Source organism: Salinibacterium sp. dk2585, from assembly GCF_008001035.1.
Taxonomy (GTDB): domain Bacteria; phylum Actinomycetota; class Actinomycetes; order Actinomycetales; family Microbacteriaceae; genus Homoserinimonas.
This window is the reverse complement of the sequence record NZ_CP042856.1, coordinates 656,910-679,251: the sequence shown is the minus strand read 5'-3', so window position 1 is coordinate 679,251 and position 22,342 is coordinate 656,910. Positions and strand designations below refer to the sequence as shown.

The window sequence follows — 22,342 nt, the reverse complement described above, 5'->3', positions numbered from 1 at the left end:
GGCCCGCTCGCTCACTCCTCGAGCGGCGGCACCGAACGTGGACGCACGACGGCCCACACGATCACGACGCCGAGCACCGACGCGCCACCCATGACGATGGCCATGGGCGTCGCCGTTGCGACCCCCATGACGCCGACGAGGGGCGAGATGACGCCGGCAAGCCCGAAGTTGAGGGCGCCGAGGAGGGATGCCGCGGTGCCGGCCTCCTTGCCGTGGTGCGCGAGGGCCAGCACCTGCACGGCGGGAAAGCCGAATCCGCAGGCCGTGATGTAGAACCACAGCGGGATGAGCGTGCCCCAGAGCCCGGCACCCGCCTGGTCGAGCGACACGATGGTGATCGCCATCGCGAGCTGCACGCTGGTAACACCGACGAGCACCCACTGCGGGCCGACGCCGTGGCGGGCCATGAGGCGCGAACTGGTCTGCACGCCGAGCACGACACCCACCGAGTTGATGCCGAAGAGTAGGCCGTACTGCTGCGGGCTGAAGCCGTAGACGCCCTGGAACAGGAAGGATGAACTCGAGAGGTAGGCAAAGAGTCCTGTGAAGCTCATCGCTCCGACGATCGCCGCCCCGACGAAGACCCGGTCGGTGAAGAGGGCGCGGTAGCGGGAGCGCATCGTGCTGTGACCGGGTACACGCCGGGCGGATGCGGGCCGTGTCTCGGTGATGAGCAGGAGAACCGCCCCAACAACGAGCACGGCGTAGCCGGCTAGTACCCAGAAGATGCCCCGCCAGTCGGTGATGCGCAGCAGCTGTGAACCGATCACGGGCGCGAGGATCGGCGCGAGGCCGTTCACGAGCGCGAGGCGCGACAGCATCGTGACGAGCCGCTTGCCACCGAAGAGATCTCGCACCATCGCCATCGCGACGACACCGCCCGCGGCCGCGCCGAAGCCCTGCAACACGCGGAAGACGCCGAGCCACGCGATATCGGGAGCGAGCGCCGCGCCGATGCTCGCGGCGATGTGCACGGTCGTCGCGAGGATGAGGGGAAGCCTGCGGCCGACCTTGTCGCTCCACGGGCCCACCAGGAGCTGGCCGAGGGCGAAGCCGATGGTCGTGCCGGTCAGCGTGAGCTGGATCGCAGCCGCGCCGACGCCCAGGTCGCGCTCGAGGGCGGGGAACGCCGGCAGGTACAGGTCGATCGTGAAGGGGCCGAGGGCCGTGAGCGTGCCGAGCACGAGCACGTAGACCAGCCGCTGGCGGGAGGTGAGCGCGTCACCCGGGTGCGGACGCTTGTCCTTCAGGTCCCCGGGAGTGATGACGGGGATGGAATTGGTCTGGCTCACACGGTTCCTTGATCGATGACAGAGGAGAAGCCTAACGCCAGGGAGCAACGATGCCAGCCGCCCCGAGAGACGGCCGGCATCGCGAGGAGCAACAGGTCAGTCGCCCGCGGGGCCCACCTTGGTGTCGGCCTTCACGGCATCCGGCTTGCCGGACTCGACGGTGGCCACGCCCGTGGTCCTGTCGAGCACCGTCTTGTTCCTGGGGGCGGCACGCCGGCCACTCGAACGACGCTTGTTGAAGACGTCGAACGCGACGGCGAGCAGCAGCACCATGCCCTTGATGAACTGCTGGTAGTCGGTGCTGACGCCCATGAGCGACATGCCGTTGTTGAGCACACCCATGATGAGGCCACCCGTGATGGCGCCCGTGACGGTACCGATACCACCCGTGACGGCGGCACCACCGATGAAGGCTGCCGCGATCGCGTCGAGCTCAAACAGGTTGCCCGCGCCGGGGCCGGCCGAGTTGAGGCGACCCGTGAAGACGAGACCCGCGAGGGCCGCCAGCACACCCATGTTGACGAAGAGGTAGAAGTCGACCTTCTGCGTCTTGATGCCCGAGAGCTGCGCAGCGTGCAGGTTGCCTCCGCGAGCGTAGACGTGGCGCCCGAAGACGCTGCGGTTCATGACGGCCGTGTAGATGACCACGAGGGCGCCGAGCACGATCAGCACGATCGGGGTGCCGCGCGAGCCGGGCGCGATGCCGAGCAGGTAGGTCAGGCCGATCACGAGCACACCCGTGAACGCGAGCTTGGCAACGAACCAGCTGAGCGGCTCGCTCTCGAGGCCGTGCTTGACGCGCGACATCCGCCCCTTGACCTGCGATGCGATGAGCATGATGAGCGCGAGGATGCCGAGGCCGACCGTGATCCACTCGGCAGGCGAGGAGCTCGCGGGGAACAACTGCGGGAACACGTAGCCACCACCGAGCTGGCGGTATTCATTGGGGAACGGCGTGATGCGCTGGTTGCCCAGCACGATCTGCGTGAGGCCTCGGAAGATCAGCATGCCCGCGAGCGTCACGATGAAGGCGGGGATGCCGACGAAGGCGATCCAGAAGCCCTGCCATGCGCCCACGAGCGCGCCGATCACGAGCGAGGCGATGATCGCGACCCACCAGGGCGCGCCCCAGTCCTGGATCATGATGCCCGACATCGCGCCGACGAATGCCGCGACCGACCCGACGGAGAGGTCGATGTGGCCGGCGATGATGACCATCACCATGCCGATCGCGAGGATCAGGATGTAGCTGTTCTGCACGATGATGTTCGACACGTTGCCGGCCGTCAGCAGGCGTCCATCCGTGAGGATCTGGAACAGCACCACGATCACGATGAGCGCGATGAAGATACCGATCTGGCGCATTCGGCTGGCGAGGAAGCCCACCGATTCCTTGAGCACGCTCATCTACTTTTCCTTCTCTTTGGTCATGTATTGCATGAGTGCTTCCGGTGTTGCATCCTGGATGCTCATCTCGCCCGTGATGTGGCCCTCCGACAGCGCGTAGATGCGGTCGGAGATGCCGAGGAGCTCGGGGAGTTCGGAGGAGATCACGATGACCGCCTTCCCCTCTGCCGCGAGCCTGTTGATGATCGTGTAGATCTCGTACTTCGCGCCGACGTCGATGCCGCGCGTCGGCTCGTCGAGGATCAGCACGTCGGGGTCGGAGAACATCCACTTGGAGAGCACGACCTTCTGCTGGTTTCCACCCGACAGCTGGCCTGTGACGGATGCGACCGAGGGCGCCTTGATGTTCATGCTCTTGCGGTAGTCGGATGCGACGAGGTACTCCTTGTTGTCGTCGACCCAGCCCGCCTTCGAGAGCTTGCCGAGCGCCGCCGCGGAGATGTTGCGCTTGATGTCCTCAATGAGGTTGAGCCCGTAGCGCTTGCGGTCTTCGGTCGCGTAGGCGATGCCGGCGTCGATCGCGTCAGAGACCGTGCGCACCTTGACCTCCTCGCCGCGCACGAAGACGCGCCCCGAGATGCCGGAGCCGTAGGAGCGGCCGAAGATGCTCATGGCGAGCTCGGTGCGGCCGGCGCCCATGAGGCCCGCGATGCCGACGACCTCGCCGGCCCGCGCCGTGAGGTTAGCGCCGTGGATCACGACGCGGTCATGCTCGGTCGGGTGGCGCACGGTCCAGTCCTCGACGCGGAAGATCACCTCGCCGATCTTGGGGGTGCGGTCGGGGTAGCGGTGCTCGAGGTCGCGGCCGACCATCCCCTTGATGATGCGGTTCTCAGAGATCTCGTCGCTGTGCATGTCGAGCGTCTCGATCGCGCGGCCGTCACGGATGATGGTGACCTTGTCGGCGATTGCCTTGATCTCGTTGAGCTTGTGGCTGATGATGATCGACGTGATCCCCTGCTTCTGCAGGTGCTTGATCAGATCGAGCAGGTGGGCCGAGTCCTCGTCGTTGAGCGCCGCCGTGGGCTCATCCAGGATGAGGAGCTTGACCTCCTTCGACAGTGCCTTCGCGATCTCTACGAGCTGCTGCTTTCCGACGCCGATGTCGGTGATCTTGGTCGTGGGATTGTCGCTCAGCCCAACGCGCGCGAGCAGTTTCGCGGCCTCGAGGTTGGTCTTGTTCCAGTCGATGAAGCCCCCGCGCTGGATCTCGTTGCCGAGGAATATGTTCTCGGCAATCGAGAGGTACGGGCTCAGGGCCAGCTCCTGGTGGATGATGACGATGCCGCTCTTCTCGCTGTCACGGATGTCGCGAAAGCTGACCGGCTCGCCCTCAAAAAGGATCTCGCCCTCATAGGTGCCGTACGGGTACACACCCGAGAGCACCTTCATGAGGGTGGACTTGCCCGCCCCGTTCTCGCCGCAGATCGCATGGATCTCACCGCGGGCGACGGAGAGGTTGACGTCCTGCAGCGCTTTCACGCCGGGGAACGTCTTGGTGATGCTGCGCATCTCGAGAATGTTCGCGACCATTCCCTGCCTCTATTCCTTGTCGTTGTGACGGATGCCGGTGGGGCGCATCCCTGCGCCCCACCGGCTGGTGCGTGTCTTACTCGAAGGTGCCTTCGTCGTAGTACCCGCTGTCGATGAGTACCTCGACGTAGTTGTCGGCGGTGACGATCTGCGACTCAAGGAGGTACGACGGCACGACCTTCTCGCCGTTGTTGTACGTCTCGGTGTCGTTGACCTCAGGCTCCTCACCGCCCAGCACAGCATCCACCATCTCGACGGCCTGCGCACCCAGGAGGCGCGTGTCCTTGAAGATGGTCGAGTACTGCTCGCCCGCGATGATCGACTTGATGGAGCCCTCTTCAGCGTCCTGTCCGGTCACGATCGGCAGGTCGTTCGCCGAGTAGCCACCGGCCGTGAGCGCCGAGATGATGCCGATCGAAAGGCCGTCGTAGGGCGAGAGCACGCCGTCGAGCTGGGTGCCGCCGATGATCGTCAGCAGGTCATCCATGCGGGCCTGGGCGCGCGAGGCCTCCCAGCGCAGGATGGCGGCCTGCTCGAACTCGGTCTGGCCCGAGGGAACCGTGATGACGCCGCCCTCCATGTAGGGCTCGAGCACCGACATGGCGCCCTCCCAGAAGAAGGTGGCGTTGTTGTCGTCGGGGCTGCCGGCGAAGAGCTCGACGTTGAAGGGGCCGGTCTCGCCGGTCTCCTCGCCGTTCTCGTCAAGCAATCCGAGGCCCGTGACGAGCGAGGTTGCCTGCTGCACGCCGACCTCGAAGTTGTCGAAGGTTGTGTAGTAGTCGACGTTCTCCGAGCCGAGGATGAGGCGGTCGTAGGAGATCACCGGGATCTCCTGGGCCGCAGCCTGCTCGAGCACCTCGGTCAGCGCGGTGCCGTCGATGGCCGCAATGATGAGCGCCTCAGCGCCACCCGAGATCATGTTCTCGATTTGCGAGAGCTGCGTGGGAATGTCGTCGTTGGCGTACTGGAGGTCGACCTTGTAGCCGAGCTCCTCGAGTTCGGCCTCGACGTTGTCGCCGTCGGCGATCCAGCGCTCGGAGGTCTGGGTGGGCATCGAGACGCCGACGATGGCGCCCTCGGTGTCACCGTCTGCGCTCCCGCCCGTGCGGTCGCCGGAGCATCCGGCCAGGGTCAGCACGAGCGCGCTCGCGGCGGCGATGCCGGTGAGCAACTTGTTGGTCTTCACTGTGTCTTCCTTTTCTCTTGGGTCCCGGCCGGGGAATGCTCCAGGAGCGTTCCCCGACCGGAGGATGGTGCGTGGCTACTCGAGGTCGGACGGCTCGTAGTAGCCGCCGTCGACGAGTACCTCTTCGTAGTTGTCGATCGTCACGACCTGCGACTCGAGCAGGAACGACGGCACGACCTTCGTGCCGTTGTTATAGGTCTCGGTGTCGTTGACCTCAGGCTCGTCGCCGTTGAGGAGCGCGTCGACCATCTCCACGGCCTGGGCGCCGAGAAGGCGGGTGTCCTTGAAGATCGTGGAGTACTGCTCGCCCGCGATGATCGCCTTCACGCCACCGACGTCGGCGTCCTGACCGGTGATGACGGGAAGGTCTCCCGAGTAGCCACCCGAGCTGAGCGCCGCGATGATGCCGGATGCGAGGCCGTCGTTGGGCGAGAGCACCGCGTCGAGCCTCGTGTCACCGATGATCGTGAGCAGGTTCTCCATGCGGTCCTGCGCGTTCTCGGCGAGCCATCCGGGCGTCGCCGCCTGCTCGAAGTCGAGCTGACCGGAGGGCACGACGAGCACGCCGCTCTCGATGTAGGGGTCGAGCACGGAACGTGCGCCGTCCCAGAAGAACGTCGCATTGTTGTCGTCGGGGCTTCCCGCGAAGAGCTCGATGTTGAACGGCCCCGCCTCGCCGGTCTCCTCGCCGCTCTCGTCGAGCACGCCGAGGCCCGTGAGGAGCGAGGTCGCCTGCTGCACGCCGACCTGGGAGTTATCGAAGGTCGTGTAATAGTCCACGTTCTCCGATCCGAGGATGAGTCGGTCATATGCGATGACGGGAATGTCCGCCGCGGCCGCCTGCTCGAGCACGCTCGTGAGGGTGGTGCCGTCGATCGAGGCGATGATGAGTGCTTTCGCTCCGCTCGTGATCATGTTCTCGAGCTGCGAGATCTGCGTTGCCGTGTCATCCGCCGCGTACTGCAGGTCGACCGAGTAGCCGAGCTCCTCGAGTTCCGCCTGCACGTTGTTGCCGTCCGCGATCCAGCGTTCGAGCTGCTGGCTCGGCATCGAGACGCCCACGAGCGCGCCCGAGGCGTCATCGCCACCGTCGCCTCCTGAGCGGTCGCCCGCGCATCCGCTGAGACCGAGCGCGAGCGCACTCGCGGCGGCGATGCCGACGAGGTACTTTCTCTTGTTCACAGTGCTTCCTTCCAGTGCGGTTGTTGGTGCTGGGATGGTGCCTGTCGTGGTGCTGGTCTGTGTTCGTGCTGCGCGGGATGCCGCTAGAGGCCCTGCGCGAGCCGGTAGTAGGCGGCGTTCCAGCGCACCTCGCGCTGGAAGTCCCTCAGGGTGGTCTGCTCGTCGATCACGAGAAGCTCGGTGCCGGCGATCTCGGCGAAGTCGCGGAAGACGTCGACGCCGACCGCGGTCGTCATGACCGTGTGGTGGGCGGCGCCGGCCGTGAGCCACGCGGCAGCAGAGGTCGCGAAGTCGGGCGCGGGCTTCCACAGCGCGCGGCCCACGGGAAGGTTGGGCATCGGTTCGTCGAGTGCCACGTTCTCCACGACGTTCGCCACGAGGCGGAAGCGGTCGCGCATGTCGCTCATCGCCACAACGACAGCGGGTCCCGGGTCGGCCGTGAAGACGAGCCGCACGGGGTCCTCCCGGCCGCCGATGCCGAGCGGGTGAATCTCGAGGCTGGGCTTCTCGGTCGTGAGCGAGGGGCTCACCTCGAGCATGTGGGCGCCCAGGATCTTCTCGTCGCCCGGCGCCAGGTGGTAGGTGTAGTCCTCCATGAGGCTCGCACCACCTGGGAGGCCAGCACCCATGACGTTGGCGGTGCGCACGAGGATCGCGGTCTTCCAGTCACCCTCGGCGCCGAATCCGTAGCCCTCGGCCATGAGCCGCTGCACGGCGAGGCCGGGCAGCTGGCGCAGCGCGCCCAGGTCTTCGAAGCTCGTCGTGAAGGCACCGAAGCCGCCCTGCTCAAGGAAGCTGCGCAGGCCCAGCTCGATTGCGGCGCCGTAGCGGAGTGACTCGTGCCGTTCACCGCCCTTGCGCAGCTCGGGCACGACCGCGTAGAGGTCCTCGTACTCCGCAACAAGGGAGTCGATGTCGGCGTCGGATGCCGCGTGCACGGCCTCCGCGAGCTCGTTGACGCCCCACGTGTTGACCTGCACGCCGAAGCGCAGTTCCGCCTCGGTCTTGTCGCCCTCCGTGACGGCGACGTAGCGCATGTTGTCACCGAAGCGCGCGAGCTTGAGCGAGTGGGTGGCGGCCCAGCCTGCGGCAGCCCGCTGCCAGGTCGCGACCTGCGCCGTGACATCTGGGTTGCTCACGTGGCCGACGACGGTCTTGCGGGCGACGCCGAGTCGGGTCTGGATGTAGCCGAACTCCCGGTCGCCGTGAGCGGCCTGGTTGAGGTTCATGAAGTCGAAGTCGATCTCGCCCCACGGCAGCTCGACATTGGCCTGCGTGTGCAGGTGCAGGAGCGGCTTGCGCAGCGCGTCGAGGCCCGCGATCCACATCTTGGCAGGGCTGAAGGTGTGCATCCAGGCGATGACGCCGATGACGTTGTCTGCCGCATTCACGTCGAGGGCGAGGCGGCGGATCGAGTCGCTCTCCTTGAGCACGGGCTTCCACACGACCTTGACCGGCACGTCGGATGCCGCATCCAGGGCCTCCGCGATCGCGCGCGACTGCTCGGCGACCTGCTGCAGCGTCTCCTCGCCGTAGAGGTTCTGGCTGCCGGTGACGAACCAGACCTCGTAATGGTCGAGCGAGGTGGAGAGCTTTGGCATGACTAGAGTGCTCCTTCGGGCTTCTGGCCGTAGACGTTTTGGTAGCGATCGAACAGGGAGTCGATCGCCTCCTGCGGGATGGGGATGAGTTCCCCCGCCTGGCGGGCGATGTGCACGGTGCGCGCGACATCCTCGACCATGACGGCGGCCTTGACGGCGTCGCGCGGGTTCTTGCCGATCGTGAATGGACCGTGGTTCTGCATGAGCACGGCCCGCGAACGGTGGCCCTGCAGCGTGGCGACGATGCCGCGGCCGATCGAGTCATCGCCGATAATCGCGAAGGGCCCGACGGGAATCTCGCCGCCGAACTCGTCGGCCATCGCCGTGATGACACAGGGGATCGCCTCGCCGCGCGCTGCCCACGCCGTCGCGTAGGTCGAATGGGTGTGCACGACTCCCCCAACCTCGGGCATGTTGCGGTAGACGTAGGCGTGCGCCGCCGTGTCGCTCGAGGGGCTGCGGCCGCTGCCTGGCGTGCCCGGGATGACGGTGCCATCGAGGTCGCAGAGGATCATGTTCTCGGGTGCGAGTTCGTCGTAGTCGACGCCGCTGGGCTTGATGACGAAGAGGTCGGCGCCGGGAACGCGTCCGCTCACGTTGCCGCCCGTCCACACGACGAGCCCGTAGCGGGTGAGCTGGGAGTGGAGGGATGCGACATCCGCGCGCACCTCGTCGATCGACGCCTGCAGCTCCGGGCCGAACGCGGTCATACTCGTACCTCCCGTTCGGCGTCGTCGTGGGTTGAGCTCGTCGAAACCTCCTGGGGCGAGCCCCCCGCGCCAGCGAGCGCATCGCGCCGGCGTGCCTTGAGCCGCTTCATGACGTCGTTGGCGCCGCGCCCGAAGTAGTCGTGCAACTGCGTGTACTCGGCGTAGAGCTCGTCGTAGGCGTCCGCCGCGGCCTGATCGGGCGTGTACACGTTGCGGTTGACGCGTCCCATCGCCTCGCCCGCCGCGCGCACGTCGGGGTAGGCGCCGGCGGCGACCGCCGCGTGGATGGCGGATCCCAGTGCGGGGCCCTGCTCGCTCGCGATCGTCGAGATGGGCATCCGGAGCACGTTGCTGTAGGTCTGCATCAGGAAGGGGTTCTTGATGAGCCCGCCCGCCGCGATGAACTCCGTGACGGGCACGCCGCTTGCGGTGAAGGTCTCGACGATCGTGCGGGTACCGAAGGCGGTCGCCTCGAGCAGCGCGCGGTAGATCTCCTCTGGCCGCGTCGTGAGGGTCGCGCCCAGCACGAGTCCGCTGAGTTCGTGATCGACGAGCACGGAGCGGTTGCCAGAGTGCCAGTCGAGCGCGACGAGGCCGTGGCCGCCGACGGGCTGATCCTGCGCGAGTTCCGTGAGGTACTCGTGGATGCTGAGGCCCCGCTCGCGCGCTGCGTCGTGGTACTCCCCAGGAACCTGGTTCTTGACGTACCAGGCGAAGATGTCGCCCACGCCGGACTGCCCGGCCTCATAGCCGTAGAACCCGCTGACGATGCCACCGTCGACGACTCCGCACATGCCGGGGACCTCGGCGAGCACGTCCGCATTCATGACATGGCAGGTGCTCGTGCCCATGATGGCGAGCATCTGGCCCGGTTCGACCGCCTTCGCGGCGGGCGCCGTCACGTGGGCGTCGACGTTGCCGACCGCGACCGCGATGCCCTCGGGGAGGCCGGTCCAGGCCGCAGCCTCGGCGCTCAGCGTGCCCGCGGCATCCCCCAGTTGGCCGATCTCGTGGGCAAGCTTGTCATCGACGAAGCCCGCGAAGTCGGGGTGAAGCGCCGTGAGGAAGCCGCGGTTCGGGTACTCGCCGTCCTGCCAGATGCCCTTGTAGCCGGCCGTGCAGGCGTTGCGCACGTAGCGGCCCGTGAGCTGCCAGACGATCCAGTCGGCCGCCTCGACCCAGTGGTCCATGCGCTGGTAGATCTCTGGGTCCTCTTCAAGCAGCTGGAGCGCCTTGGCGAACTCCCACTCGCTCGAGATGAGCCCGCCGTAGCGGGGCAGCCATGACTCGCCACGCTCGGCCGCGGTGCTGTTGATGCGGTCGGCCTGGCCCTGCGCAGCGTGGTGCTTCCACAGCTTGACGTAGGCGTGCGGGCGGTTCTCGAAGCCAGCGACCTCATTGAGCGGTGTGCCGTCGGCGATCACGGGCATGGGCGTCGATGCCGTGAAGTCGGTGCCGATGCCGATGACGGATGACGGGTCGATCCCCGCGGCCGCGACGGCCTGGGGCACGGCCGTCTTGATGACGTCGACGTAGTCGGAGGGCACCTGGAGGGCCCACTCGGGCGGCAGCCGGTCGCCCGTCGCGGCGAGGGTCGTGTCCATGACGGCGTGCGGATACTCGAGCGTCGCAGAACCCAACTCTTCACCGTCGGAAACCCTGACGACGACGGCGCGTCCGCTGAGGGTGCCGAAGTCCACGCCGATCACGTGGTGCTCGGCAGAGTTCGGGGTCTCGGAGAAACTCACCGGGTCGACTCCTTCGTCAACGCTTCTGGGGGGAGAAAGCGGGGCGGGGCAGGGTGGCAGGGCGATGTGACCGTTCGTGTGACCGTTCACAATTAGCCGCCATGGTACCCCCAACCGAGCGACACATGTCAACCATCATCAAATCGTGATCCACAGGGCGCTTTCCCCCGCCGCGATGCCCCTCCCCTGCCGCCGCGCTCGCTTTTCGGCGGGATGCTCATGCACCGGAATGAACATCCCGCCGAAAGGTGAGCGCGACTGGACGCGGGCAATCGCGGGCGGGGCGCGGCGGCGGCGCGGCCGCGCGCGGCAGCCGGGACGGGCGCGCTACTGCGGCGGCGCCGTCGAGGCGCGCACGACGAGCTCTGGCACGACCTGCGCGTGGCTCGCATCCGACGACCCCAGCACCTCATCGAGGATGATCGCGAGCGAGCGCCGCCCGATCTCGGCGAAGTCCTGCCGCACGGTCGTGAGAGGCGGCCAGAAGTGGGCGGCATCCGGGATGTCATCGAAGCCGACGACGCTCACATCCTGGGGAACCCGCACGCCGCCCTCGTGCAACGCATGGATGAGTCCGAGGGCCATCTGGTCGTTGGCACAGAACACGGCCGTGAAATCCGGATGCCGCAGCAGCTCCCTGCCCGCATGGTGCCCGAACGCGGCCGTCCAGTCCCCGAGTATGGGCGGGCGGGTGGCGAGCTCGGCGTCACCGATCTCGTGCAGGAAGCCCCGCATGCGGGCATCCGCCTCGATCCAGTCCTGCGGGCCGGCGAGGTGCTCGATCTCGCGGTGCCCGAGGTCGATGAGATGGCGGGTCGCAAGGCGCCCGCCCATGAACTGGTCGACTGAGACGCTCCTGTGCGTGTCGCGCTGCGTCGAGTCGAGGGTCACGAAGGGGATCGTGAGGTTCATGTCGGCGATGGCGTCGAAGACGCGCACCTGCGGCGCGATGATCGCGATCGCCTCGACGGCCTGCTGGCGGAGGAAGTCGAGCCCCGCGCGAATTGAGGCGTAGTCGCTCGTCGTGTTGGTGATCATGACGCGGTAGCCGGACTGGCGCGCCGCGATCTCGATCGCGTGCACGCTCGTGGTCGGCCCGTAGTGGGCCGTGTCGCCCGACAGCACGCCGATCGTGCGGCTGCGGTTGGTGACGAGGGTGCGCGCCGCCTGGTTGGGCTGGTACCCCAGCTCGTCGATGACCTCGAGCACCCGCTCCTTCGTGCTGGGGCGGATGTTGGGCGACTCGTTGAGCACGCGAGAGACGGTCTGGTACGAGACCCCAGCAAGCCTCGCGACATCCCGGATGTTCGGGGCGCGAACCTTCTCCGGTTCCATGGTTCCACCAGGCCTGTCGTGATGTGTACGTTCACATGCTGCGAGTCGCATCCATTATGCCGCCCGTGCGCGAGCGCGCATCCCTCGGCCTCAGCGGAGTTCGCGCACGCGCGGCGAGATCACGACGGCAGCGAGTGCGAAGAGTGCCGCGAGCACGAAGACGGCGACGACACCCGCGGCGATCGGCGCAGCGAACGCGCGGGCATAGAGCTCGCGGCCATCGAGCTCGGCGCTGATCGCCCCGGCGCGACCCGAGCGGAAGACTACACGCGGTCGAGCGCCCCCGTGATGTCGGCGAGCAGGTCGTCGATCCCCTCGATGCCGACCGAGAGACGGATGACGTGCTCCGGAACGGCGAGTTCCGTGCCCTTCACCGATGCATGCGTCATCTCGCTCGGGTAGCCGATGAGCGACTCGACGCCGCCGAGGGACTCGGCGAGCTGGAACACGCTCGTGCCCTCCGCGACGGCGCGCGCGACATCCGGCCCCCCCTTGAGGGCGAGCGAGAGCATGCCGCCGAAGTCCGACATCTGCCGTGCCGCGATCTCGTGGCCGGGGTGGGATTCGAGGCCCGGGTAGTACACCCGCTCGATCGCCGGGTGGTGCTCGAGGGTTGCCGCGATCGTGTGCGCGTTGGAGGAGTGGCGGTCCATGCGCACCGCGAGGGTCTTAATCCCCCGCACGGTCAACCAGGCGTCCATCGGAGACGACACCCCGCCCGCGCCGAACTGCAGGAAGCCGACCTTCTCGGCGAGTTCGTCGTCGTTCAGGATGACCGCGCCGCCGAGCACGTCGGAGTGCCCGCCGAGGTACTTCGTCGTCGAGTGCACGACGATGTCGGCGCCGAGCGCGAGAGGCTGCTGCAGGTATGGGGTCGCGAAGGTGTTGTCCACGACGACGAGCGCGCCCGCCTCGTGGCCGATTGCGGCGAGCGCCGCGATGTCGGTGATCTTCATGAGCGGGTTGCTCGGCGTCTCGAGCCAGAGCACGCGCGTCGCGCCGGGCCTGATCGCCGCACGCACGGCATCCGCATCGCTCATCTCGACCGTGCTCAGTTCGACGCCCCATGGCACGTGGAGCCGGTTGACGAGGCGGTGGGTGCCACCGTAGACGTCGTTGCCCATGAGCACGTGATCGCCGGGCTTCAGGATGGCGCGCAGCAGCGCGTCTTCCGCCGCGAGTCCCGAGGCGAAGCTGTAGGCGTGCACGCCGCCCTCGAGCGAGGCGAGAAGGGTCTGGAGCGTGTCACGAGTCGGGTTGCCGCCACGGGCATACTCGTAGCCGCCGCGGAAACCACCGATGCCGTCTTGCACAAACGTGGAGGTCATATAGATGGGCGGTACTACCGCGCCCGTGGTGGGGTCAAAATCCTGGCCAGCGTGGATGGCGCGGGTACTGAAGTCGCCCGTGGGGCTGCTCTCGTTCATGGTGATTCCTAGACGCTGAAGTGGGCGAGCAGGCTACGGCGGCCGAGCAAGCCGACGGGCTTGCCATCCTGGAGAACGAGGAGGGTGCCGTGATCGACCAAGCGCTCCTCGACGTTGTCCAGCGTTTCGCAGGCCCCCACGACCTCGAGGGGCTCACTCATGACGGCATCCACCGGGTCGTCGAGACCGGTCTCCGACTTCAAGAGGGCGGAGACGAGCGACGCCTCAGAAACACTCCCGACGACTTCGCCGAGGACCACGGGAGGCGCAGCAGAGAGCACCGGCACCGCGGAGTGAGGGGAAGAGGCCAGGAGCTTCACTGCGTCGCGCACCGTGCTGTCGGTGCGCACGTGGGCGAGTTCTTCAGGACCGCCGTGGAGCACCTTGGCCACGCGCCGGTCCGTGCTGTCATCAGGGGCACCGAACCCGTGGCTGACAATCCAGTTCTCGTTGAAAAGCTTGCCGAGGTACCCGCGCCCGCCATCGGGCAGCAGCACGACGACGACGTCGTCAGGCCCGAGCTCTTTTGCTGCCTTGAGCGCCGAGACGACGGCCATGCCACTCGAACCGCCGACCAGGAGCCCTTCTTCGAGGGCGAGCCTGCGCGTCATGTGGAAGGCTTCGACATCCGTCACCATGATGATGTCGTCGACCACGGTCGGGTCGTAGGCGCCGGGCCAGAAGTCTTCGCCAACACCCTCGACGAGGTAGGGGCGACCGGTGCCGCCCGAATAGACGGAACCCTCGGGGTCGGACCCCACCACCCGCACGGCGCCGTTCGACACCTCCTTGAGGTACTTGCCGGTGCCACTGATCGTGCCGCCGGTGCCGACGCCGGCGATGAAGTGCGTCACGCGACCGTCGGTGTCGCGCCAGATTTCGGGGCCGGTCGTCTCGTAGTGGCTGAGCGGTCCGTTCTGGTTCTCGTACTGGTTGGGCTTGAACGCGCCGGGGATCTCGCGCGCGAGCCGGTCTGAGACCGAGTAGTACGACTCGGGGCTGTCGGGCGCGACGGCCGTCGGCGTCACGATGACCTCGGCACCGTAGGCGCGCAGCACATTGCGCTTGTCCTCGCCCACTTTGTCGGGGCACACGAAGACGCAGCGGTAGCCGCGCTGCTGGGCGACGAGCGCCAGCCCGACACCCGTATTTCCTGAGGTCGGCTCGACAATCGTGCCCCCCGGCTTGAGATCGCCGGATGCTTCGGCAGCGTCGATGATCTTCGTCGCGATTCGGTCCTTCGACGATCCGCCGGGGTTCAGGTACTCGACCTTAACCAGCACGGTCGCCGAAATTCCCTCCGTGACCTTGTTGAGTTTGACGAGGGGTGTGTTTCCGACCAGGTCGAGGACGGTCTCTGCGTACTTCATAGTCGGGCCAATCTATCAGCGTCATTCGCCAACATCCGGGCAAACTTTCCACCCCCGACCGGGAATACGGCCACCGCCTTCACGTTGCGCATAGGAAGCCGTCGATAGGCTCATGCCTGCAGCCCTTGCCGACCGACCCGACAGGACCACAGCAGTGTCACCTAGCGACAACACGCCCTCCAACGACGCCCCCGTGCCGCCCGCCGCCAAAAAGCTCACGGTCAAACAGGAGCGCGAGCAGCGCCGCCTCGCAAAGGTCGAGGCATTCAAGAGGCAGCAGGCGCGCGCGAAGCGCAACCGCATCATCGCTGCCAGCCTCAGCTCCGTCGCCGCCCTCGCGGTCATCGCCGTCATCGTCACGATCGTCGTCACGAGTGGCACGCCGAAGCGCAACCCCGACGACATCGCGATCGAAGGCCTCGACACCTGGAGCGACATCGACTACCAGCACATCGAGACGCCCGTCGACTACGAGGGGCAGTACGGCATGAACCCTCCCGCTGGCGGCAGCCACAGCCAGTACTGGCTCAACTGCGGCATCTATGAGGAGGAGCAGCCAGCAGAGAACGCCGTCCACTCCCTCGAGCACGGCGCGGTGTGGGTCACGTACAACCCCGACGAGGTGACCGACGGTGAGCTCGAGACCCTCCGCGACTCGCTGCCCAGCACCTACGTCATCCTCTCGCCCATCGCCGATCTCGACGCTCCCGTCATCGCATCCGCATGGGGCGCCCAGGTGCGACTCGATGGCGCCGACGACGAGCGCCTCGGCGACTTCGTCGAGAAGTACTGGCAGTCCGGTGATGTGCCCGAGCCCGGCGCTCGCTGTGACGGCGTGCTGGATGGCCCCGGCAAGGTTGCGTGAGGCCTTTGACGCCCCGTGACCAGGCACCTCGACAACCCGGTCTCTCGACGCGCGCGCTCGTCGCCATCATCCTCGGCGGCGCGCTCCTCGTCGCACTCGCCTTCGGCGTCGGCCGCCTGACGGCACCAACCGTCTCCACACCCTCGAACACGAGCGCGGAGGCGGGGTTCTCCCGCGACATGCAGGAGCACCACAACCAGGCGGTGCGCATGTCGATGATTGTGCTGCAGGCGACGGACGATCCTGAGATCACGACCCTCGCCTATGACATCGCGACGGCCCAGCAGCAGCAGGCAGGCCAGATGTTCGGCTGGCTCGAGGTGTGGGGCCTGCCACAGGCGCCCTCCGAGCCGTCGATGACGTGGATGTCGCGGCCGACGCTCGACGGCGGCGACCACGACCACGGCGGCGAGGGCGCGTCGGGGCACAGCCATACTCCCGGCGAACCCATGCCGGGTCTCGCGACGGCGGAGCAGATGGCGAAGCTTGAGACGCTCGAGGGAATCGAAGCCGAGGTCTACTTTCTCGAGCTCATGATCGAGCACCACATGGGCGGCGTCGAGATGGCCGAGGCCGTGCTGGAGCGCAGCACGAATCCCGTCGTCACCAAGCTCGCGAAAGGCATGGTAACGGTGCAGGACAAGGAGATCGTCTTCATGAACGAGCTCCTCGAGGCGCGCCGCTAGGAGCGCCCCGAGTCGCCCGGGTTCAGCGGCGGGCGAAGAGTGCGCGCATGCGCTTCGCGACGCCCTCCATGGCGGGCTCCGGCTCGGGCTCAGCGAGGAACGCGATGTGCTGGCATCCGTTGCAGAGTGCGATCGTGCGGTGCTGGGCGAGCCCCGCGCCGAAGTACGGGTTGGGCGTCGCGGTCATGCGCGAGCCGCAGGAGGGGCACTCGAGCGCCGAGTCGGCGTCGGCCGTGACGGCCGAGTGGTGCGCGGGCAGGGTGGTCTGAAGGGTCGCGACAGGCATGACAGTGCTCATTTCGGGTAAGCGTGCGCTCGCGCACCGGTTCGGGTGGCGCGCGAGAGCGGTTCGGGTCGGGTGTCTTGCGGGTGGAACTGCCTGGACCTCGGGAGCATTTCGGGTACTCCCCTGCAGTCTCATGATGTCCCGGGTGCGGCAACCCGGCGAGTCCCCTAAGCGGGGGCCACGGATGCTACGCGTTGGCCACCTGGCGCCGGAACAGGTTCGCGTAGACGCCGTCGAGGGCGAGCAGTTCCTCGTGCGAGCCCTGCTCCACGACGCGGCCGCCGTCGATCACAAAGATGACGTCGGCCCCCACGACGGTCGAGAGACGGTGGGCGATCGCGACGGTCGTGCGCCCGCGGGCCGCCTCGTCGAGGGCCGACTGCACGATGCGCTCGGAGACGCTGTCGAGCGCGCTCGTCGCCTCGTCGAGGATGAGCACGGCGGGATCCTTGAGCAGCACGCGCGCGATCGCGACCCGCTGCTTCTCGCCGCCGCTGAGTCGGTAGCCCCGCTCCCCCACGACCGTGTCGTAGCCGTCGGGGAAGGAGGCGATCGTGTCGTGGATGTTGGCCTTGCGGGCGGCAGCCTCGATCTCTTCCTGCGTCGCATCCGGCTTCGCGTAGCGCAGGTTCTCGGCGATCGTCGCATGGAAGAGGTAGGTCTCCTGGCTCACGATGCCCACGTTGCGCATGAGGTCCTCGTGCTGCAGTTCGCGCACGTCGACTCCGGCGAAGCGCACTGTGCCGCTCGTCGCGTCGTGGAGCCGCGGCACGAGGTAGGAGACCGTCGTCTTGCCCGCCCCGGACGGGCCGACGAAGGCGGCGTACTGCCCTGGCTCGATCGTGAACGAGACGTGCTTGAGGGTCGCGGGCGACGACTCGGGCGCATCCGGGTAGCGGAACACGACATCCTCGAAGTCGATGCGGCCGAGCTGTTCGCGCGGCACCAGCCGCGCCTCCGGCGAGTCCTCGATCGCGGGCTTGAGGTCGAGGTACTCGAAGATGCGGGCGAAGAGGGCGGATGACGTCTGCAGGTCGAGGGCGACCCGCATGAGCCCCATGAGGGGCCACATGAGGCGAGCCTGCACTGTCGTGAAGGCGACGACGGTTCCCGCCGTGACGGGCACATCGCGCAGGATGAGCCACGCCGCGACGAGGTAGATGATGGCCGGGATGATCGACAGGAACACCTGTACCGAGGCGAAGAACCACTGCCCACTCATGGTCTGCCGCACCTGCAGGCGGGCCTGGCTGTGGTTCTCCTGCGTGTAGCGCTCGACCTCGGCGCCCTGCTGCGTGAAGCTCTTGGCGAGCAGGATGCCGCTCACGCTCAGCGACTCCTGCGTGATGGCGGTCAGGTTGCTCAGCGACTCCTGCGTCTGCGCCGCGATGCGCGCCCGCACGATGCCGATGCGTCGCTGCGCGACGACGATGAGCGGCATGAGAATGACGGTCGCGAGCGTCATCTGCCAGCTCAGCAGCAGCATCGCGACGAAGGCGGCGATGACCGTCACGGTGTTGCCGATGACACTCGAGACGGTGTTGCTGAGCACGCCCGCGACGCCGCCGACATCGTTCTGCAGGCGGGACTGGATGACGCCCGTCTTGGTGCGCGTGAAGAAGGCGAGTTCCATGCGCTGCAGGTGATCGAAGAGCCGCACCCGCAGTTCGGCCATCACCTTGTTGCCGACGGATGCCGTCAGCCAGGTCTGCCAGACGCCGAGGGCAGCGGATGCCACCCAGAGGGCGATCATGATCAGCACGAGTTCGACGAGCACGGGCACGTTGGGGCCGCCGCCACCCGGGAACAGCCCCCGGTCGAAGGCCTGCTGCGTGAGCAGCGGCGGTGCGACGCTGAGGCCGGCGCCGATGAGCACGAGCGTGATCGTGAGGATGAGGGCGCGCTTGTGCGGCGCGAAGAGGCGGCCAATCCGCGGCAGCAGGTCGGGCACGTTGGGGGCCTCGGCGTTCTCCCGGCGCTGCGCCTCGGGGTCGCCCGCAGATATACGGGTGCGCTGCTTTCCGTATCTGCCCGTGGGCCCGCCTGCGCTCATCAGGATGTTCCAACCGCGCTTGGCGCCGGAATATTCCGGAAACCGCGTGCTTTCGCCGCGATCAGCCCTTGGTCGACCCGGCCATGAGCCCGCGCACGAAGTACCGCTGCAGGCCGAAGAACACGATCAGCGGAACGATGATCGAGATGAACGCCGCCGCCGGCAGTCGGTGAAGGTTGCGACCGTAGTTGCCGGAGAGTTCTGCGAGGCGCTGGGTGAGGGGCGCGACGTCCACACCGCCACCGGAGAAGACGAGCGCGACGAGCAGGTCGTTCCACACCCAGAGGAACTGGAAGATCGCGAAGCTCGCGAGCGCTGGCATGGCGAGCGGCAGCACGATGCGGAAGAAGGTCTGGAAGTGGTTGGCGCCATCCACGCGCGCCGCCTCAATGATGTCACCCGGGATCTCGGAGATGAAGTTGTGCAGCAGGAAGATCGCGAGCGGCAGGCCAAAGATCGTGTGGGCGATCCACACTGCCGGGAATGATCCGCTGATGCCGAGCACGCCTGAGAAGATCTGCAGCAGCGGGATGAGTGCCATCTGCAAGGGAACGATCTGCAGCGCGAACACGGCGATGAAGATCGCCGCGCTGAAGCGGAACTTGATCCACGCGAAGGCGTACGCGGCAAGCGAGGCAAGCACGAGCGGGAAGATCGTGGCAGGCACCGCAACGACGATCGAGTTGATGAAGTAAGAACCCAGGTTGGCCGACGATGCACCCTGCGTCGTGAGCACCTCGGCGTAGTTGTCGAAGGTGAAGCCCCAGTTCTGGAAGATGGTCCACCAGCCAGAGCCCTTGATTTCTCCCTCGGGGCGGAACGAGGTGATGAAGAGGCCCGCGGTGGGGATCGTCCAGATGACGGCGATGATGATCGCGCCAGCCGTGGCCCACTTGGAGGTGAGCGCCTTCTTGGCACGGTCGGCCTTCCCGTCGGGACGCTGGCGGCGCACCTTCGTGGAGTTCAGCGGGGAGTCGAGGGCCGCCTCGGCGATGTCGGTGGTGCTCATCGGATCTCCCTCTGCTTTCGCATGACTCGCACGTTGTACATGATGATCGGCAGCACCATGATGAAGAGCACGACGGCAAGGGCAGCCCCCTGGCCCCATTCCGCCCGGTTGAAGGCCTGCGTGTACATCTCGTTCGCGACGACGCTCGTGCCGTAGTTGCCGCCCGTCATGGTGCGCACGATGTCGAAGACCTTGAGGGTCGCGATCGTGATCGTCGTCACGACGACGACGAGGGTGCTGCGGATGCCAGGCACCGTGACGTTCCAGAACTGCTGCCAGGCGTTGGCCCCGTCGAGCCGGGATGCCTCGATGATCTCGGTCGGCACCGCCTTGATCGCCGCCGACAACAGCACCATTGCGAAACCGGTCTGGATCCAGATCATGACGATGATGAGGAAGAAGGTGTTCCAGGGCGACTCGATGAGGAACTGCCTCGGTTCTCCCCCGAACCACACGATGATTTGGTTGAGGAGGCCGATCTGCTCATAACCCTCGGCGCGGTACTCGTAGATGAAGCGCCAGATGATGCCTGCCCCGACGAAGGAGATGGCCATGGGAAGGAAGACGAGAGACTTGAGCACCTTCTCCCCCGCCGACTTGTCGATGAAGACGGCGTATGCGAGACCGATGGTCGTTGAGAGCGTCGGCACAAGGAGCACCCAGATGATGGTGTTGAGCAGCACCTGGAGGATCTCGTCCTGCGTGAACATCCAGACGAAGTTCTGGAGGCCGATCCACTCGCCCCTGCGATCAGTGAAGGCGAGGTAGATGGTCTGGAGCGCCGGGTAGACGAGACCGACGAGCAAGAGGAAGAGGGCTGGTGCGACAAAGGCGGTGAGTTGCACCACGTCGCGCATCTTCTTGGGGGTGCGGTCGGCGAAGAACAGCACGACGCCGATCACGGCGGCGAAGGCCGCCAATCCGATGATGAGCACGCCGAACTTCTCGAACGTCGCGCCCCAGAAGTCGCCGCGGCGAGCCGCCGGAAGCACGAACCCCGCCGCGCTCACGGCGGTCACGAACAATGGACCAGCGCCCATCGGTCACCCCTCGTCTCTTGGTGATCCCGCCAGCGCGGGAGGTCAGGCCCGGGTCGCCGACCGTGGCACGGTCGACGACCCGGGTGAGTGCGCTTAGCGCGGGTAGCTCGCGTCGATTCGCGAGGTGACCGACGAGGTGCTGTCGCCGCCGATCCAGTCGACCATGCCCGTCCAGAACGAGCTCGTGCCGACGGCCGCCGGCATCAGGTCGGAGCCGTCGAAGCGGAAGACGGTGTCTTCGCCCTGCAGGATCTCCATCGACTGCGAGCCGATCTCGCTACCGGCGACCGAGGGGTCGACGCCGTTGTTGGCGCTGATAACGCCACCGAGACCGACGCGGATGTTCGCCCAGGTGTCACTCGAGAGGTACTGCTGCACAGCATCCGTCTCTTCGTTGTCGTTGAACGCGGCGACGAACTCGCCACCACCCGTGACGGAGTCACCGGCGTCAGCGTCGAACTTGGGCGTCAGGAAGGCCCAGACGTCGCCGTCCTCGGCCACCTCGACGTCCTCGCCCCACTGCGCCTCGTAGAAGGAGGCCTGGTGGTGGAGCGAGCAGTTTCCGTCGAGGATTGCGAGGCCCGCGTCTTGGAAGGTCGTCGAGTTGATCGACTCGACGCCACCGAAGCCACCGTTGACGAAGTCGGGGTTGAGCAGGATCTCGCCGGCCGCGTCGAAGGCCTCCTGCACCTCAGGCGAGGCGAAGGCAAGCTCTCCGGCAACCCACTGGTCGTAGGCCTCGGGGCCGTGCATGCGCAGCACGAGGTCCTCGATCCAGTCGGTGCCCGGCCAACCGGTTGCGTCACCGGAGCCGAAGCCGACACACCAGGGGCGGTAGGTCTGCGACTCGTTGTTGTCAGCCATCTCCTCGGTGAGCGCGACAAGGTCGTCCCACGTCTCGGGAACCTCGTAGCCGTTCTCCTCGAAGTCCGCTGGGGAGTACCAGATGTAGCCCTTGACGCTCGCCATGAGCGGCGCGGCGTAGAAGGTGCCGTCGACCGAGCCGTAGCCCTTCCAGGACTCCGACCAGAACTCGTCGACGTTTGCCTCGACCTCGGCGGATGCCGGCACGACCGCGCCGTCACCGATGAGGCGCTGCAGCAGGCCCGGCTGGGGAACGATCATGATGTCGGGCGCGTCACCCGCGGCGACACGCACGTTGATCTGGGTCTCGGCCTCCTGTGTGCCGACGTAGTCGATCGTGATGCCGGTGCATTCCTCGAAGTCCGCCCAGGACTCGACAAGCTGGTCGGCCTCGACGTCGATGATGGTCGCGTAGACCTCGACGGATGCGTTGTCGAAGGTGCCGTACTGCTCATAGTCGGAGCAGTCGGCATCGCCGCCTCCCCCGGCCCCGCCGCTCGTGCAGCCGGCGAGAACCAGGCCGGCAGCGCCGGCCAGTGCCACGGCAGTGAGTCCGCGGCGTCGATGTGCTGTGTGCATTCGAATCCTCCTCGTTGAGGTCGCTCGCGCCTTTGCAGTGCGGCACGCGCAGACCGCTGCGCCCCCGGTCCGGGAGCGCTCTCGGTGTTGACCGTACGTCAGGAAACTGCCCTATGCAAGCGTTTGCGCTCGGATGCGACCCAGCCGTTACCGGGGCGCGGCGACACAC

At 66.9% G+C, this 22,342-nt stretch carries 18 protein-coding genes; 2 read left to right on the top strand and 16 right to left on the bottom strand.

What is annotated here, in order from left to right; all coding sequences use genetic code 11:
• Positions 1 to 11: 11 nt before the first annotated feature.
• From FVA74_RS03225 to FVA74_RS03175, 11 genes are all read right to left on the bottom strand, one after another.
• Entirely contained in the window at positions 12 to 1,292 is a 1,281-nt protein-coding gene (locus FVA74_RS03225) for a multidrug effflux MFS transporter (RefSeq protein ID WP_240792290.1), read from the bottom strand.
• A 96-nt stretch (positions 1,293 to 1,388) separates the two neighbouring features.
• Positions 1,389 to 2,699, bottom strand: a complete 1,311-nt coding sequence (mmsB, locus tag FVA74_RS03220) for a multiple monosaccharide ABC transporter permease (protein WP_147720337.1) — start codon at positions 2,697 to 2,699, stop codon at positions 1,389 to 1,391.
• Positions 2,700 to 4,232 (bottom strand): multiple monosaccharide ABC transporter ATP-binding protein, encoded by a 1,533-nt coding sequence (gene mmsA, locus FVA74_RS03215; protein WP_147720336.1) that lies wholly within the window; start codon positions 4,230 to 4,232, stop codon positions 2,700 to 2,702.
• Positions 4,233 to 4,308: 76 nt separating this feature from the next.
• Positions 4,309 to 5,418 (bottom strand): multiple monosaccharide ABC transporter substrate-binding protein, encoded by a 1,110-nt coding sequence (gene chvE / locus FVA74_RS03210; protein WP_240792289.1) that lies wholly within the window; start codon positions 5,416 to 5,418, stop codon positions 4,309 to 4,311.
• A 75-nt stretch (positions 5,419 to 5,493) separates the two neighbouring features.
• Positions 5,494 to 6,600, bottom strand: coding sequence for a multiple monosaccharide ABC transporter substrate-binding protein (gene chvE, locus FVA74_RS03205; RefSeq protein ID WP_240792288.1), 1,107 nt, complete (start codon positions 6,598 to 6,600; stop codon positions 5,494 to 5,496).
• An 83-nt stretch (positions 6,601 to 6,683) separates the two neighbouring features.
• Positions 6,684 to 8,201, bottom strand: coding sequence for an L-arabinose isomerase (gene araA / locus FVA74_RS03200; RefSeq protein ID WP_147720334.1), 1,518 nt, complete (start codon positions 8,199 to 8,201; stop codon positions 6,684 to 6,686).
• Between the two features lie 2 nt (positions 8,202 to 8,203).
• Positions 8,204 to 8,911 carry an L-ribulose-5-phosphate 4-epimerase gene (locus tag FVA74_RS03195; RefSeq protein ID WP_147720333.1) on the bottom strand — a complete coding sequence of 236 codons (708 nt, stop codon included), beginning with the start codon at positions 8,909 to 8,911 and terminating at the stop codon, positions 8,204 to 8,206.
• Positions 8,908 to 10,659: a ribulokinase gene (gene araB / locus FVA74_RS03190; protein WP_147720332.1), complete on the bottom strand. Its 1,752-nt coding sequence runs from the start codon at positions 10,657 to 10,659 to the stop codon at positions 8,908 to 8,910. Before araB ends, FVA74_RS03195 begins: the two co-directional genes overlap by 4 nt.
• A gap of 327 nt (positions 10,660 to 10,986) precedes the next feature.
• Positions 10,987 to 11,994 (bottom strand): LacI family DNA-binding transcriptional regulator, encoded by a 1,008-nt coding sequence (locus FVA74_RS03185; protein ID WP_147720331.1) that lies wholly within the window; start codon positions 11,992 to 11,994, stop codon positions 10,987 to 10,989.
• A gap of 263 nt (positions 11,995 to 12,257) precedes the next feature.
• The gene (locus FVA74_RS03180; RefSeq protein WP_147720330.1) at positions 12,258 to 13,421 is read right to left on the bottom strand and encodes a cystathionine gamma-synthase; all 1,164 of its coding nucleotides are present in this window, start codon (positions 13,419 to 13,421) and stop codon (positions 12,258 to 12,260) included.
• Positions 13,422 to 13,429: 8 nt separating this feature from the next.
• Positions 13,430 to 14,791 (bottom strand): cystathionine beta-synthase, encoded by a 1,362-nt coding sequence (locus FVA74_RS03175; RefSeq protein ID WP_147720329.1) that lies wholly within the window; start codon positions 14,789 to 14,791, stop codon positions 13,430 to 13,432.
• A gap of 154 nt (positions 14,792 to 14,945) precedes the next feature.
• Here FVA74_RS03175 and FVA74_RS03170 point away from each other — a divergent pair, with 154 nt between their 5' ends.
• Complete coding sequence (locus tag FVA74_RS03170; protein ID WP_240792287.1) at positions 14,946 to 15,656, top strand: DUF3105 domain-containing protein; 711 nt, start codon at positions 14,946 to 14,948, stop codon at positions 15,654 to 15,656.
• Positions 15,653 to 16,342, top strand: coding sequence for a DUF305 domain-containing protein (locus FVA74_RS03165; RefSeq protein WP_370454486.1), 690 nt, complete (start codon positions 15,653 to 15,655; stop codon positions 16,340 to 16,342). The genes FVA74_RS03170 and FVA74_RS03165 overlap by 4 nt, the downstream gene beginning before the upstream one ends.
• A gap of 22 nt (positions 16,343 to 16,364) precedes the next feature.
• Here FVA74_RS03165 and FVA74_RS03160 read toward each other — a convergent pair whose 3' ends face one another.
• From FVA74_RS03160 to FVA74_RS03140, 5 genes are all read right to left on the bottom strand, one after another.
• On the bottom strand, positions 16,365 to 16,628 hold the full coding sequence (locus FVA74_RS03160) for a hypothetical protein (RefSeq protein ID WP_147720327.1): 264 nt from the start codon (positions 16,626 to 16,628) through the stop codon (positions 16,365 to 16,367).
• Between the two features lie 187 nt (positions 16,629 to 16,815).
• Positions 16,816 to 18,681 carry an ABC transporter ATP-binding protein gene (locus FVA74_RS03155; RefSeq protein WP_147720326.1) on the bottom strand — a complete coding sequence of 622 codons (1,866 nt, stop codon included), beginning with the start codon at positions 18,679 to 18,681 and terminating at the stop codon, positions 16,816 to 16,818.
• A gap of 61 nt (positions 18,682 to 18,742) precedes the next feature.
• On the bottom strand, positions 18,743 to 19,690 hold the full coding sequence (locus FVA74_RS03150; RefSeq protein WP_147720325.1) for a carbohydrate ABC transporter permease: 948 nt from the start codon (positions 19,688 to 19,690) through the stop codon (positions 18,743 to 18,745).
• Positions 19,687 to 20,730, bottom strand: a complete 1,044-nt coding sequence (locus FVA74_RS03145) for a carbohydrate ABC transporter permease (RefSeq protein ID WP_147720324.1) — start codon at positions 20,728 to 20,730, stop codon at positions 19,687 to 19,689. The genes FVA74_RS03150 and FVA74_RS03145 overlap by 4 nt, the downstream gene beginning before the upstream one ends.
• Positions 20,731 to 20,823: 93 nt before the next feature.
• Complete coding sequence (locus FVA74_RS03140; protein ID WP_147720323.1) at positions 20,824 to 22,173, bottom strand: ABC transporter substrate-binding protein; 1,350 nt, start codon at positions 22,171 to 22,173, stop codon at positions 20,824 to 20,826.
• Positions 22,174 to 22,342 lie beyond the last annotated feature (169 nt).